We start from the raw sequence: 475 nt of genomic DNA, 5'->3' as shown, positions 1-475 counted from the left end.
GGCTGGAATATCGGGTAAACTACGCCGAATCTGTGATTGAGAGCTTCAAAAAATTTCCTGAACTCCGCGAAGGTTCGCAGGATTTCAGTTTACTGACCAAACATCAGGAGTTAATCAGAATGCTTCTCGCAGACCTCTTCCCCACCGGCCTCACCAACAATGAAATTAAGGCTGCAAGCATTCCTTTTACCGACATCACTTTTAATTATACCGAGAGATTCAGGAAGATACTTTCAGATGCCGGCCATAATTTTACTCTTGAATTTCGGGATATGACTCAGGACGAGATGTATGTACTTTCCTGCTGTATTATCGTACAGCTTTATTTCAAAAAGGATATCAAATTTACAATTCCTTTTTACTACGACATCCCAGATCAGCATGGAATTGTAAGACATTATAAAATTACGGTCAATTCAGATTTTTCAGAAATCATTCCTACAGACCAGAAAAACTTTCCTACAGACAGCGAGAT

Annotated in this window: 1 protein-coding gene; it reads left to right on the top strand. The window is 39.6% G+C overall.

Annotated elements, in window-relative coordinates; translation table 11 throughout:
- A partial coding sequence (locus tag D7Y13_RS50065; protein ID WP_208734595.1) for a hypothetical protein occupies nt 1–475 on the top strand: 475 nt, incomplete at both ends.

It is taken from the genome of Corallococcus praedator, from assembly GCF_003612125.1.
Classification (GTDB): domain Bacteria; phylum Myxococcota; class Myxococcia; order Myxococcales; family Myxococcaceae; genus Corallococcus; species Corallococcus praedator.
This window is presented reverse-complemented; position numbering and strand designations above follow the sequence as displayed.